14 protein-coding genes and 1 pseudogene are annotated in these 14,977 nt (G+C 63.5%); 9 read left to right on the plus strand and 6 right to left on the minus strand.

Annotated features, from left to right (window positions below; all coding sequences use genetic code 11):
* From NKH38_RS26425 to NKH38_RS26445, 5 genes and pseudogenes are all read right to left on the minus strand, one after another.
* Positions 1–351 (minus strand): annotated as a pseudogene (locus NKH38_RS26425) (signal recognition particle-docking protein FtsY); the annotation flags it as partial.
* A gap of 3 nt (positions 352–354) precedes the next feature.
* Positions 355–1,683, minus strand: coding sequence for a tRNA (N(6)-L-threonylcarbamoyladenosine(37)-C(2))-methylthiotransferase MtaB (gene mtaB / locus NKH38_RS26430; RefSeq protein WP_352764169.1), 1,329 nt, complete (start codon positions 1,681–1,683; stop codon positions 355–357).
* Complete coding sequence (gene dapF / locus NKH38_RS26435) at positions 1,683–2,567, minus strand: diaminopimelate epimerase (protein WP_023706744.1); 885 nt, start codon at positions 2,565–2,567, stop codon at positions 1,683–1,685. Before dapF ends, mtaB begins: the two co-directional genes overlap by 1 nt.
* Positions 2,568–2,640: 73 nt before the next feature.
* Complete coding sequence (locus NKH38_RS26440; protein WP_023671746.1) at positions 2,641–2,802, minus strand: DUF1328 family protein; 162 nt, start codon at positions 2,800–2,802, stop codon at positions 2,641–2,643.
* A 94-nt stretch (positions 2,803–2,896) separates the two neighbouring features.
* A complete protein-coding gene (locus NKH38_RS26445; protein ID WP_023710233.1) occupies positions 2,897–3,463 on the minus strand; it encodes a hypothetical protein in 567 nt (188 codons plus the stop codon).
* 435 nt (positions 3,464–3,898) lie between these two features.
* On the opposite strand from NKH38_RS26445, the gene NKH38_RS26450 reads away from it, so the two are divergent.
* Both NKH38_RS26450 and zapE read left to right on the plus strand, forming a co-directional pair.
* The gene (locus NKH38_RS26450; protein ID WP_023687689.1) at positions 3,899–4,438 is read left to right on the plus strand and encodes a protease inhibitor Inh/omp19 family protein; all 540 of its coding nucleotides are present in this window, start codon (positions 3,899–3,901) and stop codon (positions 4,436–4,438) included.
* A gap of 30 nt (positions 4,439–4,468) precedes the next feature.
* A complete protein-coding gene (gene zapE / locus NKH38_RS26455; protein WP_023713412.1) occupies positions 4,469–5,653 on the plus strand; it encodes a cell division protein ZapE in 1,185 nt (394 codons plus the stop codon).
* A gap of 208 nt (positions 5,654–5,861) precedes the next feature.
* Here zapE and NKH38_RS26460 read toward each other — a convergent pair whose 3' ends face one another.
* Positions 5,862–6,293, minus strand: a complete 432-nt coding sequence (locus tag NKH38_RS26460; RefSeq protein WP_023710231.1) for a GNAT family N-acetyltransferase — start codon at positions 6,291–6,293, stop codon at positions 5,862–5,864.
* Positions 6,294–6,527: 234 nt separating this feature from the next.
* On the opposite strand from NKH38_RS26460, the gene mdh reads away from it, so the two are divergent.
* The 7 genes from mdh (at position 6,528) to odhB (ending at position 14,968) form a co-directional block, all read left to right on the plus strand.
* Positions 6,528–7,496 carry a malate dehydrogenase gene (gene mdh, locus NKH38_RS26465; protein ID WP_023710230.1) on the plus strand — a complete coding sequence of 323 codons (969 nt, stop codon included), beginning with the start codon at positions 6,528–6,530 and terminating at the stop codon, positions 7,494–7,496.
* Positions 7,497–7,529: 33 nt separating this feature from the next.
* Positions 7,530–8,723, plus strand: a complete 1,194-nt coding sequence (gene sucC / locus NKH38_RS26470; protein WP_023710229.1) for an ADP-forming succinate--CoA ligase subunit beta — start codon at positions 7,530–7,532, stop codon at positions 8,721–8,723.
* A gap of 6 nt (positions 8,724–8,729) precedes the next feature.
* Positions 8,730–9,101: a cupin domain-containing protein gene (locus NKH38_RS26475; protein ID WP_023710228.1), complete on the plus strand. Its 372-nt coding sequence runs from the start codon at positions 8,730–8,732 to the stop codon at positions 9,099–9,101.
* 2 nt (positions 9,102–9,103) lie between these two features.
* Positions 9,104–9,592: a DUF1579 family protein gene (locus NKH38_RS26480; RefSeq protein ID WP_023710227.1), complete on the plus strand. Its 489-nt coding sequence runs from the start codon at positions 9,104–9,106 to the stop codon at positions 9,590–9,592.
* A 12-nt stretch (positions 9,593–9,604) separates the two neighbouring features.
* A complete protein-coding gene (gene sucD / locus NKH38_RS26485; RefSeq protein ID WP_352656369.1) occupies positions 9,605–10,507 on the plus strand; it encodes a succinate--CoA ligase subunit alpha in 903 nt (300 codons plus the stop codon).
* A gap of 132 nt (positions 10,508–10,639) precedes the next feature.
* Positions 10,640–13,627, plus strand: coding sequence for a 2-oxoglutarate dehydrogenase E1 component (locus NKH38_RS26490; protein WP_352656367.1), 2,988 nt, complete (start codon positions 10,640–10,642; stop codon positions 13,625–13,627).
* A 48-nt stretch (positions 13,628–13,675) separates the two neighbouring features.
* Positions 13,676–14,968: a 2-oxoglutarate dehydrogenase complex dihydrolipoyllysine-residue succinyltransferase gene (gene odhB, locus NKH38_RS26495; RefSeq protein ID WP_023710224.1), complete on the plus strand. Its 1,293-nt coding sequence runs from the start codon at positions 13,676–13,678 to the stop codon at positions 14,966–14,968.
* The last annotated feature ends 9 nt before the right edge of the window (positions 14,969–14,977 follow it).

The raw sequence follows: 14,977 nt of genomic DNA on the forward strand, positions 1-14,977 counted from the left end.
GGGGGGTGCGGGCTGCGGTGCTTCTGCCGCCGACTGGGGCCCAGGCTTTACCCCCCCCCCGTGGGGGGTGGTCCCAAGCCACGCGTGGGGGGGGGGGTGAGTGGCGCCGGCGTCGGCGCTCTCACCCCTCCCCGCCACTTCGTGGCGACCCTCCCCATCGAGGGGAGGGTGGGGCGTCGGCGGCTCGGGCTCCTCGCGCTTCAAGAACTCCGGAACGACCTGCTCGGCCGCCGGCTTCAGCGCCTCAAGCGCATCCCATTTGATCGGCGGCAGGGGAGCGGTTTCGTCGATGCGCTCCTCGACGACTTCCTTCTTGCCGAACGAAAATATGTTCTTGAAAAAACCGGCCATGCTTCAATCGTCTCGGGCGGCGCGGGCAGTGAGGGGCGAGGCTATCAGGCGCGCGCCATCATGGCCGGTGATATCTGCCTCGACGATCTCGCCCGGCGCGCCGGTGCCTAGCGCGGCAAGCGTGAACCCTTCGGTGCGGCCAAGGCCGTCCCGCTCGACCAGGATCGACTGGCGCGTTCCCGGGAGTGACGACAAATGGCGGCGATAGGCGGCCTCGCCGACGGCGCGCAGCCGGGTCGCCCGCTGCTTGACCAGTTCGCGGCGGACCTGCGGCATGCGCGCGGCGGGCGTGCCTTCGCGCGGAGAAAACGGAAAGACATGCAGATGAGTCAGCCCGCACTCCTCGACAATTTTTGTCGAATTCTCGAACATTTCTTCGGTCTCGGTCGGGAAGCCGGCGATGATGTCGGCGCCGAAGACGATTTCGGGGCGCAGCTTGCGCACATCCTCGCAGAAGCGGATCGACTGGTCGCGCAAATGCCTGCGCTTCATGCGCTTCAAGATCATGTCGTCGCCCGACTGCAGCGACAGATGCAGATGCGGCATCAGCCTGGGCTCGGTGGCGATGGCGTCCAGCAGATCGTCGTCGGCTTCGATCGAATCGATGGAGGACAGCCGCAGCCGCTTCACATCAGGCACCTGCTTCAGGATGGTCTTCACCAGCTTTCCCAGCTTCGGCGCGCCCGGCAGGTCGGCGCCGAAGCCGGTCATGTCGACGCCGGTCAGCACGATCTCGGCATAGCCGTTCCCGGCGAGACGCTTGACCTGCTCGACAACCGCGCCCATCGGCACCGAGCGCGAATTGCCGCGGCCGTAGGGGATGATGCAGAAGGTGCAGCGATGGTCGCAGCCATTCTGCACCTGCACGAAAGCGCGCGCCCGGCCCTCGATGGCGTCCACCATATGACCGGCGGTCTCGCGCACCGAGAAAACGTCGTTGACGCGCGCCTTCTCGGTGTCGTTGACGCCGAAATCCGGCAGCGCGCGGTAGGAGTTGGCCTTCAGCTTCTCTTCGTTGCCAAGCACGAGGTCGACCTCGTCCATGGCGGCAAAATTCTGCGGTTCGGTTTGCGCGGCGCAGCCGGTGACGATGATGTGCGCCGCCGGATTTTCGCGGCGGGCCTTTCTGATCGACTGCCTGGCCTGGCGCACCGCTTCGGCGGTGACGGCGCAGGTGTTGAAGATAATGGCGCCGCCTTTGAGCGCGCCGAGACCTGCGCTTTCGGCCTCGCGGCGCATCACTTCGGATTCATAGGTGTTGAGACGGCAGCCAAAGGTGACGACGTCTATGCCTTGGGAGTTGGGGCCCTTGGTATCGGCAAGTGCAGACATCAGGCCGCGCTTTCGGTGTCGCGGGCCCAGGTGCCGGTCGACGGATCGAAACTGCCGGAAAATTCCCATTCAGCGGCACCGGTCAGGATGACGTGGTCGTCGTCGCGCCATTCCACATGCAGCGAGCCGCCGCCGGGCGTCATCAGCGTAACGCTGCGGCCGGTGCGCCGGGTGCGGGCAGCGGCGACGACGGAAGCGCAAGCGGCCGAGCCGCAGGCCTTGGTCAGGCCGGCGCCGCGCTCCCAGGTGCGGATGATCATCGTCTCCGGCGACGTTACCTGGGCGATAGTGATGTTGGCGCGCTCGGGGAAGATCGGATGGTTTTCGAGCAGCGGGCCGAAACGCTCGAGTTCGTAGGACCAGACATCGTTTTCGACCCAGAAGATGGCGTGCGGGTTGCCCATCGAGAGAGCCGAAGGCGAATGGAGCACCGGCGCGTCGATGGGGCCGATCTGCAACTCGATCATGCGGGTGTCGCGGAATTCCTCAGCCAGCGGGATATCCTGCCAGCCGAAGCGCGGCGTGCCCATGTCGACCGAGATGGTGCCGTCGGCATGTTCGACGGCGTTGAGGATGCCGGCGCGGGTCTCGAAGGTGAAAGTCTTCTGGCCGGTTTCGGCGGCCAGCGCCTGGACGACACAGCGCATGCCGTTGCCGCAGGCCTGCGCGCCCGAGCCGTCGGAATTCAAGATGTCGATGTAAAAGGCGGTGCCCGGCGTGCGCGAATCGTGGATCGCCATGATCTGGTCGAACCTGGTCGCCGCATCGGCGTTCAGCGCGACAGCCGACGCCGCCGTGACCCTATCGGCACGGCCACGCATGTCGGCGACGATGATTTCGTTGCCGATGCCGTTCATCTTGGCGAAGGGGGCAGTGCCTGCCATGATCTGAGGTAATTCCTGTACGTTTCGCCGCTATATGGCGGAAACGGGCGGGAATTACCAGTGTGGGCTGCGTCTAGGTTACCGCGAAAACGCCGAGTACGATCAGCAGGAAGATGACGAGAACGATGCCGATCAGCAGGCGCGCGCCGGTGGCGGCGGCACCGGCCAGCGCCGGCATGCCGAGCAGGCTGGCGGCGGCAGCAACGATCAGAAGAATGATGATCCATTTGATCATGGACAATGCCTCGCAAATTGACTGCAGCGGCCTAAGAACGCATCTGCCGCGCTCTGGTTCCCTCTTGCCGCGAGGCTCTCTCCGACTAGGCGCGCTATTCGGCAATCTCGAAGTCGGTCGTGAAAGGCGCCGTCTTTGGCGAGTTCTCGTCGTGCATGAGGAAATCCGCGCGGTATTTGCCGGGGGGAACGCCATCCAGGGAGACGTTTAATTTGAAGAACATCTCTCGGTTATGCGAGCGCGAGGCGAGCTGGACCCGACCAAGCTTTTCGACGGTTCCCAGCTTCTCGCCCGACTGGGAAAGCACGGTAAGGTCAACGTAAAGCGCGATCTGGTTGTTGCCGAGCCCATCCGAGCCGTAGCCGTAACCGACCGGCTCCATATAAAGCACAATCTCTTCGCCCGGCTTGTAGACATGGTTCGGGCGCTCGGCGTAGGCGCCGAACCCGCTGGCCGACAGGATATGCTTCACATTTTGCACGCCAAGCGGCATCGCTTGCCACAGAGCGTCCTCGGCGCTGCGGAATTTGTCCAGCGCGCCGGCGCCATCACCCGCCTGCAGTGCCTTTTCGGCTTCAGCGGCGCGATCGGAGATTTCGCCCGCGAAAGCGGCCGGCGTCGAAATTACCAGCGCGATCAAAACTGCCAAGATTGATTTCATCTGTTCCCCCCTGTTGCGATAGACCATCGGCTAAAACGGCAGTGCCGTAAACGGCCAAATGCAGACTTCAGCCGCGCTCGATCTCGGAGAACGTCCCAAAGCTCGCCCGGACGGAAGGCGCGAAACCGCTCACGCGCCAGGCCTTGCGCCTCAAGCGCTTCAGTCAGTTTTGCGCCGGCAGTTGCGCTCGACCGCCGATGCGCCGACCTGCTGCGGGCTCCGGTGCCGCTTTCGCAACCAATGTACCGGTTGGAACCGCGCTAGAGCGAAGACATGCCTTTTGTCCGCCAGCCATTTTGCGACAAATTTACAACAATTCGTGGTGCAAACCCTATTTTAACCATATCGGGTTGAAATTTCGCCACCTTCTCCATCTTGGTGAGGGGTGAGATTGTGCGGACGGCTTCCCCCCAGCCGGATCCGACGGAGGTTGGAATGATTTTTTCGAGAAGCGGGCTGATGGCCGTATCGCTGGCAGCGCTCGTTGCGAGCGGCTGTTCGACCTCGCGTTTTTCATCGATGGATGACCAGCAGCCCGCCCCGCTGCAGCCCGCGCCCGCCGGCACGGTGAGCGGAAGCCAACTGCCGCCCCCGGCAGCGCCGGGCACCACCGACCCATCGCAATTCCCGACCGCGCCGGCAGGCGCGCAGGTCGCCTCGCTGCCGCCGGACGGATCGGCGCCGGCCGGAGCCTCCGACCTTACCGCTGCGAGCGTTGCCGGCGTTTGGAACGCCAGCGTGTCCGGACAGAGCTGCAAGGTGGCGACGCCGCAGACCAAATTCGGCGCCGGCTTCCGCGCCGGGCCGCTGCATTGCCCGCCGCCCATCGACGGCATCAAATCGTGGAACGTCGCCGGCAAGCAGCTGACGCTCTATGACGAGAATGGCGGCACGCTGGCGCGGCTCTATTCCTCGGGCGGTTCGAAATTCGACGGCCAGACTACCAACGGCTTGCCGATATCGCTTACAAGATAGGCTGCCTATCCCTAGACAGCGACGTGACCGATGCATTTGCGTGACGGCCTCCAGACCCATGCGACCGTCAGGCAGCGCTACGACCATCTGGTCGCAACCGGCGCCATCGAGCGCGATGCGGCGCAGGAGCGCATCGCCGCCGCGCTCGACCGGCTGACCGACGAGATCTCGGTCAAGCGGCTGGCGCACAAGTCGAGCGCGCTCGGCTGGCTGTTTGCCCGCAAGCGCGAGACGCGCGAGGTCGTCAAGGGCCTCTACATTCATGGCGGCGTCGGTCGCGGCAAGACCATGCTGATGGATATGTTCTTCGAGCTGTTGCCGGTCAGGCCCAAGCGCCGCGTTCATTTCAACGACTTCATGGCCGATGTGCAGGACCGCATCCAGAAGCACCGGCAGGCGCGCAAGAACGGCGACGTCAAGGAGGACGACCCGATCCCGCCGGTCGCGCTTCAGCTTGCCGAACAGGCCTGGGTGCTGTGCTTCGATGAGTTTTCGGTCACCGACATTGCCGATGCGATGGTCCTGTCGCGGCTGTTTTCGGCGCTGTTCGCCAATGGCGTGGTTCTGGTCGCCACCTCGAATGTCGCGCCGCAAGACCTTTATCGCGACGGGCTGAACCGCCAACTCTTCCTGCCCTTCATCAGCATTCTCGAGCGCCACGCCCATGTGCTGACGCTCGATGCCGACAAGGACTACCGGCTGGAAAAGCTCGCCCGCACGCCTGTCTATGTCACGCCGGGGGATGCCGAAGCCGATCGTATGCTCGACGAAGCCTGGCAGGCGATGACGCACGGGGCGGCAACGGCCGAGACCGCGCTGACGCTCAAGGGGCGGCAGGTGAGAATACCGGCTGCTTCCGGCAATGCGGCGCGGTTTTCCTTCGCCGATCTCTGCGAAAAGCCGCTCGGCGCGCGCGATTTCCTGGCGATTGCCGGCCGCTTCTCGACCGTCTTCATCGATCACGTGCCGGTGCTGGGCGAAGGCAAGCGCAACGAGGCCAAGCGCTTCATCCTCCTGATAGACACGCTCTACGATCATCACACACGGCTGGTGGTAAGCGCCGATGCCTCGCCCCCTGAGCTCTATACGGCCAGGCGCGGCAACGAGGTGTTCGAATTCGAGCGCACGGCCTCGCGGCTGATCGAAATGCAGAGCCGGGATTGGCTGGAGGACTGGGCGGAACGGCAAAAGGCGAAGGCGGAAGTGCAGGTCTGAGGGTTCGAAGAGGTCATTATGTAGTGATCCTTCGCGCCCCCCTCTGTCCTGCCGGACATCTCCCCCACACGGGGGGAGATTGGCGGTTTCGGCGCTCCGCTCATTCCTGCGGCCATTGGAGATTGGCGAAAGGTCGCGTGACGTCCGATCTCCCCCCTCGTGGGGGAGATGCCTGGCAAGGCAGAGGGGGGCGCTGTCCCGCCGACGCCTAAAGCTCGTACACATACATCACAAACGACTCCGCCGGCCCATGCACCTCCTTGCGCGATTCATAAAGCGCGCGCGCTGGAACATTGTCCGGTTCGGTGCCGACCCAGGCTTCGCCGCATCCCTGCTCGCGGCCGAGCGCGAACATGGCGTCGAGCATCTTTCGCGCGATGCCATGGCGCTGGTAGGCGGGTGAGACGCCGACCTCGTCGATGTAGAGTTCGCTAACCTTGTCCAGGTGGCGGTGGATGACGGCAGCACACTGGCCGACGACGACGCCATCGGCCAGTGCCACGATCATGAGATGACCTGATGATGAGGCGAGGTAGGCAGCAAGCCTGTCTGCCCGGACCGGCTCGTCGAACACGTCCTCGGCGATGCGCTTCACAAGGGCGTCATCGCCTGGATATAGTCTTCTGATTTCCACGCTCATTGTGTAAAATCTCCCAAGCTGGCCTACAAACTTTGACGTTTACGTAAGTCCCAATGTTTCTAACCGATTGAAATCATTCACTCGAAAATAATCGATTGAATATATTTTCCACCGGGGCTACTGGATGCGGCGAAATCTAGCTGAGACCATAGCATTCCGGCCTCTTCCTCGACGCCGTCAACAGATCGCCAGGGATTTTGGGCGTCGTCACAGACAAAGGGAAAATTTCCTCACATGGCACGCAACAAGATAGCGCTCATCGGCTCCGGCATGATCGGCGGCACGCTCGCTCACATGATCGGCCTCAAGGACCTCGGCGACGTGGTGCTGTTCGATATTGCCGAGGGCATTCCGCAAGGCAAGGGGCTCGATATCGCGCAGTCGTCGCCTGTCGACGGTTTTGATTCCCGGCTGACCGGCGTCAATGATTATGCCGGCATCGAGGGCGCCGACGTTTGCATCGTCACCGCGGGCGTGCCGCGCAAGCCAGGCATGAGCCGCGACGATCTGCTGGGCATCAACCTCAAGGTCATGGAACAGGTCGGCGCCGGGCTGAAGAAGTATGCACCCAAGGCCTTCGTCATCTGCATCACCAACCCGCTCGACGCCATGGTCTGGGCGCTGCAGAAGTTTTCCGGCCTGCCCAAGACCCATGTCGTCGGCATGGCCGGCGTGCTCGACAGCGCGCGCTTCCGCTATTTCCTAGCCGAGGAATTCAAGGTCTCGGTCGAGGACGTTACCGCCTTCGTGCTCGGCGGCCACGGCGATTCCATGGTGCCGATGATCCGCTACTCGACCGTGTCAGGCATTCCGTTGCCCGATCTCATCAAGATGGGCTGGACCTCGAAGGAAAAGCTCGACCAGATCGTCCAGCGCACCCGCGACGGCGGCGCCGAGATCGTCGGTCTGCTCAAGACCGGCTCGGCCTTCTACGCGCCGGCGGCTTCCGCAATTTCGATGGCCGAATCCTATCTCAAGGACAAGAAGCGCGTGCTGCCTTGTGCTGCGCATCTCTCGGGCCAGTATGGCGTCAAGGGCACCTATGTCGGCGTTCCCGTGGTCATCGGCGCCGGCGGCGTCGAGCGCATCATCGAGATCGACCTCAACAAGGCCGAGCAGAAGATGTTCGACGCCTCGGTGGCGACGGTGCAGGGCCTGACCGGGGCCTGCGTCAAGATCGCCCCGCACCTCGCCTCGAAGTGATCCCCCCAAGCAGCCGATCCGGAGACCATCCAGATGAACATCCATGAATATCAGGGCAAGGCGCTGCTGAAGAGCTTTGGCGCGCCGGTGGCCGAAGGCGTGCCGGTGTTCAAGGCAAGCGAAGCGGAAGCCGCGGCACAAGCGCTGCCCGGTCCGCTCTATGTGGTGAAGAGCCAGATCCATGCCGGCGGCCGCGGCAAGGGCAAGTTCAAGGAACTGTCGCCCGACGCCAAGGGGGGCGTGCGGCTGGCGAAGTCTGTCGCCGATGTCGTCGCCAACGCCAATGAGATGCTCGGCCACACGCTGGTCACCAAGCAGACCGGCCCGGCCGGCAAGCAGGTCAACCGCCTTTATATCGAGGACGGCGCCGACATCGATCGCGAGCTTTATCTGTCGATCCTGGTCGACCGCTCGGTCGGCCGCATCGCTTTCGTCGTCTCGACCGAGGGCGGCATGGACATTGAAGGCGTCGCCCACGACACGCCGGAAAAGATCATCACCCGCGCCATCGATCCGCTGGCCGGCGTGACGACCACCGACGTCGACATATTGGTGGAAGCGCTGGGCCTCACCGGCGATGCCGCCAAGGATGCCGGCACGCTGTTCCCGATCCTCTACAAGGCCTTTGTCGAGAAGGACATGAGCCTGCTCGAGGTCAACCCGCTGATCGTGATGAAAAACGGCCGCCTGCGCGTGCTGGACGCCAAGGTGTCGTTCGACAACAACGCGCTGTTTCGCCACCCCGAACTGATGGAATTGCGCGACACCACCGAAGAGGACGAGAAGGAGATCGAGGCGTCGAAATACGACCTCGCCTATGTCGCGCTCGACGGCAATATCGGCTGCATGGTCAATGGCGCCGGCCTCGCGATGGCGACGATGGACATCATCAAGCTCTACGGCGCCGAGCCCGCCAACTTCCTCGATGTCGGCGGCGGCGCGTCGAAGGAGAAGGTGACGGCGGCGTTCAAGATCATCACTCGGGATCCGGCGGTCAAAGGCATCTTGATCAACATCTTCGGCGGCATCATGAAGTGCGACATCATTGCCGAGGGCGTCATTGCCGCGGTCAAGGAAGTCGGCCTGCAAGTGCCGCTGGTGGTGCGCCTTGAAGGTACCAATGCCGAGCTCGGCAAGAAGATCATCAACGACAGCGGTCTGAACGTCGTGTCGGCGGACGATCTCGACGACGCAGCCAAGAAGATCGTGGCGGCGGTGAAGGGCTGAAGGCGAATGCCTCCGCGCAAGATAAACCTCGTCGAGGCGGCGGATGCGAAGATCAGCAAGGTCTTCGATCCGCATATTGCCGGCGACGTCAATGACAGCCAGGCGAAGGTTGCCAAGCTCGGCGAGACCTTCGACTGGCATGCGCATGAGCATGAGGACGAAGCCTTCCTCGTCCTGCGCGGGCGCATCGCCATCGATTTCCGCGACGGTCCGGTCGAGCTCGGCGAGGGCGATTTCATCGTCGTGCCGCGCGGCGTCGAGCACCGGCCGCGGTCGCTGACCGCCGAGCCGGTGGTGCTGATGTTCGAACCGGCAACGACGCTCAACACCGGCAACGCCAAGAGCGACCTCACCGTCTCCGACCTGAAGCGGCTCTGATCATGAACGCCTTCTCGCTCTCGGCCGATCACCAGCGCCTGCAGGCGCTGGTCGGCGCGTGGCGCGGCGAGGAAGAGGTGGCGGAAACGCAGTGGGCCGATGGCGGACCGGCGACGTCGGACGTGCTGGCAGAGGCACAGTTCGGCGGACTGTTCGTGGTCCAGCGCTATCGCCAGCGTCGCGACGGCACGGTCTCGTTCGGCTCGCACAGCGTGTTCGGCTTCGATCAGCCAAACAGGCTCTTCACCATGCACCAGTTCGACTCCATGGGTTTTGTGCCGGCCTCGCCGGCCACAGGAACGTGGAACGGCGATGAGCTGGTTCTGGAGCGGTCGTCGCCGCGTGGCTCAGCGCGCGTGACGTATATTTTCGACAATGCCGATGCCTACCGGATGCGACTGCATTTCAAACCTGCCGGCAGCGACAGCTGGCAAGACATGGTGAGCGGCGTCTACCGGCGCGTCTCGCCTTCCCCGATCAACGGCTTTTAGAAAAGGGCTCCGATGTCCATTCTCATCGACAAGAACACCAAGGTGCTGGTTCAGGGCCTGACCGGCAAGACCGGCACGTTCCACACCGAGCAGGCCTTGGCCTATCACGGCACCAAGATGGTCGGCGGCATCCATCCCAAGAAGGGTGGCGAGACCTGGACCGGCGCCAAGGGCGAAAACCTGCCGATCTTCGCTTCCGTTGCCGAGGGCAAGGAAAAGACCGGCGCCAATGCCTCGGTTGTCTATGTGCCGCCGGCGGGCGCCGCCGAAGCCATCCTCGAAGCCATCGAAGCCGAGATCCCGCTGATCGTCTGCATCACCGAAGGCATTCCGGTGATGGACATGGTCAGGGTCAAGGCGCGGCTCGACCGCTCGACCTCGCGGCTGATCGGCCCGAACTGCCCCGGCGTGCTCACCCCCGACGAATGCAAGATCGGTATCATGCCCGGCAACATCTTCCGCAAGGGCTCGGTCGGCGTTGTTTCGCGCTCGGGAACGCTTACCTATGAGGCAGTGTTCCAGACCACCAATGTCGGCCTCGGCCAGACCACTGCCGTCGGTATCGGCGGCGACCCCGTCAAAGGCACCGAGTTCATCGACGTGCTCGAGATGTTCCTCGCCGATGACGAGACCAAGTCGATCATCATGATCGGCGAGATCGGCGGCTCGGCCGAGGAAGACGCCGCGCAGTTCCTCAAGGACGAGGCCAAACGCGGTCGCAAGAAGCCGATGGCGGGCTTCATCGCCGGGCGCACCGCTCCGGCCGGCCGCACCATGGGCCATGCGGGCGCGGTTATCTCCGGCGGCAAGGGCGGCGCGGAAGACAAGATCGCGGCGATGGAATCGGCCGGCATCAAGGTTTCGCCATCGCCGGCACGGCTGGGCACGACCCTGGTCGAGGCGATCAAAGGCTAAGTGAGTAGCGAGTAGTGAATAGCGAATAGGGAAAAGAGAGTAACGGCGCGACCCGGGAAAAATCGCTACTCGCTACTCGCTACTCACTATTCGCTTTTGAAAAGGAGACGGAGCCAGGCTCCGCGGACAAAAATGGCAAGACAAGATCAGGCCAACGACCAATTTTCGCTCACCTCTTTCCTCTATGGCGGCAATGCCGACTATATCGACGCGCTGTACGCGTCCTATGAGGACGATCCGGAGTCGGTAAACCCCGAATGGCAGGACTTCTTCGCCGGGCTGAAGGACGACGCCGGCGATGTACGCAAGAACGCCAAGGGCGCTTCCTGGGCAAAGCCCTCCTGGCCGCTGCAGGCCAATGGCGAACTGGTGTCGGCGCTCGACGGCAATTGGGGCATCGTCGAGAAGCATCTGGAAAAGAAGGTCAAGGACAAGGCGGTCACCAATGGCGTCGTGCTGTCGGATGCCGACGTGCATCAGGCGACGCGCGATTCGGTGCGCGCCATCATGATGATCCGCGCCTTCCGCATGCGCGGCCATCTGCACGCCAATCTCGACCCGCTCGGCATCGCCAAGCCGCTTGAGGACTATAACGAGCTGTCCCCGGAGAATTACGGTTTCACCGCAGCCGACTACGACCGGCCGATCTTCCTCGACAATGTGCTCGGCCTCGAATTCGGCACCATCCGGCAGATGCTGGAGATCCTGACCCGCACCTATTGCTCGACGCTCGGTGTCGAGTTCATGCACATTTCCGACCCCGAGGAGAAGGCCTGGATCCAGGCGCGCATCGAGGGCGCCGACAAGGAGATTTCCTTCACCGCTACGGGAAAAAAGGCGATCCTGCAGAAGCTGGTCGAGGCCGAAGGCTTCGAGCAGTTCATCGATGTCAAGTACAAGGGTACCAAGCGCTTCGGCCTCGATGGCAGCGAAGGCCTGATCCCGGCGCTGGAGCAGATCATCAAGCGCGGCGGCCAGCTCGGCATGAAGGAGATCGTGCTCGGCATGGCGCATCGCGGCCGGCTGAACGTGCTGTCCCAGGTGATGGCCAAGCCGCACCGCGCCATCTTCCACGAATTCAAGGGCGGCTCGGCCGCTCCTGACGAGGTCGAGGGCTCGGGCGACGTCAAGTACCATCTCGGCGCCTCGTCGGACCGCGAATTCGACGGCAACAAGGTGCATCTGTCGCTGACCGCCAATCCCTCGCATCTGGAAATCGTCGATCCGGTTGTGATGGGCAAGGCGCGCGCCAAGCAGGACTATCTGTTCGGCCGCAGCCGCGAGGAGATCGTGCCGCTGGAAGAGCGCGCCAAGGTGCTGCCGCTGCTTCTGCATGGCGACGCCGCCTTTGCCGGCCAGGGCGTGATCGCGGAAATCCTCGGCCTGTCGGGCCTGCGCGGCCACCGCGTCGCCGGCACGCTGCATTTCATCATCAACAACCAGATCGGCTTCACCACCAATCCGCGCTTCTCGCGCTCGTCGCCCTATCCGTCCGACGTCGCCAAGATGATCGAGGCGCCGATCTTCCACGTCAATGGCGACGACCCGGAAGCGGTGGTGCATGCCACCAAGGTGGCGATCGAATTTCGCATGAAGTTCCACAAGCCGGTGGTGGTGGACATGTTCTGCTATCGCCGCTTCGGCCACAATGAGGGCGACGAACCGGCCTTCACCCAGCCGATCATGTACGCCAACATCCGCAACCACAAGACGACGGTGCAGATCTATGGCGAGCGGCTGATCGCCGAGGGCCATATCAGCCAGGCCGAACTCGACAAGATGAAGGCCGACTGGCGCGCCCATCTGGAATCCGAATGGGAAGTCGGCCAGCACTACAAGCCCAACAAGGCCGACTGGCTGGACGGCGCCTGGTCTGGTCTGCGCACCGCCGACAACCAGGACGAACAGCGCCGCGGGAAAACCGCGGTGCCGGTCAAGGTGCTGAAGGACATCGGCAAGAAACTGACCGAGGTGCCGAAGGGTTTCGAGGCGCACAAGACCATCATCCGCTTCCTCGAAAACCGCCGCCAGGCGATCGACTCCGGCGAAGGCATCGACTGGTCGACGGCCGAGGCGCTGGCCTTCGGCGCCATCTTGCTCGACGGCAATCCGATCCGGCTGTCCGGCCAGGATTCCGAACGCGGCACCTTCTCGCAGCGCCATTCCGTGCTCTACGACCAGCGCGACGAGACCCGCTACATCCCGCTCAACAATCTCTCGGCCGCACAGGCCGGCTACGAAGTCATCAACTCGATGCTGTCGGAAGAGGCGGTGCTCGGCTTCGAGTATGGCTACAGCCTGGCCGAGCCGAAGGCGCTGACGCTCTGGGAAGCGCAGTTCGGCGATTTCGCCAACGGCGCCCAGGTGGTGTTCGACCAGTTCATCTCGTCGGGCGAGCGCAAGTGGCTCAGAATGTCAGGCCTGGTCTGCCTGTTGCCGCATGGCTATGAGGGCCAGGGGCCGGAACATTCCTCGGCCCGGCTCGAGCGTTTCCTGCAGCTCTGCGCCGAAGACAATATGCAAGTCGCCAACTGCACCACGCCGGCAAACTACTTCCACATATTGCGCCGGCAACTGAAGCGCGACTTCCGCAAGCCGCTGATCCTGATGACGCCGAAGTCGCTGCTGCGCCATAAGCGGGCAGTGTCGACGCTGCCGGAGATTTCGGGCGAAAGCTCGTTCCACCGGCTGTTGTGGGACGACGCCCAGCTGTTGCAGAACCAGACGATCAAGCTCACCAAGGATTCCAAGATCCGCCGCGTCGTGCTGTGCTCGGGCAAGGTCTATTATGACCTCTACGAGGAACGCGAGAAGCGCGGCATCAACGACATCTATCTCTTGCGCGTCGAACAGCTCTATCCGTTCCCGGCCAAGGCGCTGATCACCGAACTGTCGCGCTTCCGCAATGCCGAGATGGTGTGGTGCCAGGAGGAACCCAAGAATATGGGCGCCTGGTCGTTCATCGATCCGTATCTGGAATGGGTGCTGGCGCATATCGACGCCAAGCACCAGCGGGTGCGCTATACCGGACGTCCTGCGGCGGCATCGCCGGCGACCGGCTTGATGTCGAAGCATTTGGCGCAGCTCGCCGCCCTGCTCGAAGACGCGCTCGGCGAATAGAACAAACCCGGCGAATAGAACAGACAGAGAAGAAACGGAACAGGCACAATGGCTACCGAAATCCGCGTTCCCACTCTCGGCGAATCCGTCACCGAGGCGACCATCGGCAAGTGGTTCAAGAAGGTCGGCGATGCCATTGCCGTCGACGAGCCGCTGGTCGAGCTCGAAACCGACAAGGTGACGGTGGAAGTGCCTGCCGCCGCCGCCGGCACGCTGGGCGAGATCACCGCCAAGGAAGGCGAGACCGTCGGCGTCGGTGCGCTGCTCGGTTCGATCTCGGCTGGAGGCGCTGCCGCCGCCCCGGCGTCCAAGCAGGAGACCAAGCCGCAAGCTGTGTCGCAGGCGTCGAGCCCCGACGCGGCACATACGACCAAGCAGGCTGCGGCCGAGACCGCCAAGATTGCCGGCGATGCCGGGCCGGTCGAGCCGCGCGCCATGCCGCCGGCGCCAGCTGCCGCAAAGCTGATCGCCGAGAACAATCTGTCGGTCGACCAGGTTTCTGGCTCGGGAAAGCGCGGCCAGGTGCTGAAGGGCGATGTGCTCGACGCGATTTCCAAGGGCGCGCCGTCGCAGCCGGCCGAAATTCCGAAGGCCGCACCGGCTCCGGTCGCCGTGCGTGCGCCGTCCTCGGGCGACGATGCGTCGCGCGAGGAGCGCGTGCGCATGACCAAGCTGCGCCAGACCATTGCGCGCCGGCTGAAGGAAGCGCAGTCGACCGCCGCCATGCTGACCACCTTCAACGAGGTCGACATGTCGGCGGTGATGGCGCTCAGGACCAAGTACAAGGACATCTTCGAGAAGAAGCACGGCGTGAAGCTCGGCTTCATGGGCTTCTTCACCAAGGCCGTCACCCACGCCTTGAAGGAGATCCCCTCGGTCAATGCCGAGATCGACGGCACCGACATCATCTTCAAGAACTATGCCCATATCGGCGTCGCCGTCGGCACCGAAAAGGGCCTCGTCGTGCCGGTGGTGCGCGACGCCGATCAGATGTCGATTGCCGAAATAGAGAAGGATATCGGCCGGCTGGGCATCGCCGCGCGTGACGGCAAGCTCTCGGTCGCCGATATGCAAGGCGGCACGTTCACGATCTCCAACGGCGGCGTTTACGGCTCGCTGATGTCGACGCCGATCCTCAACGCGCCGCAGTCGGGCATTCTGGGCATGCACAAGATCCAGGACCGGCCCGTCGTGGTCGGCGGCCAGATCGTGATCCGGCCTATGATGTACCTGGCGCTGAGCTACGACCACCGCATCGTCGACGGCAAGGAAGCGGTGACCTTCCTGGTCCGCGTCAAGGACAGCCTGGAAGATCCGGAACGGCTGGTGCTCGATCTGTGATCGGAGCTG

The sequence above is a fragment of the Mesorhizobium sp. M1078 genome, assembly GCF_040318615.1.
Taxonomy (GTDB): Bacteria; Pseudomonadota; Alphaproteobacteria; order Rhizobiales; family Rhizobiaceae; genus Mesorhizobium.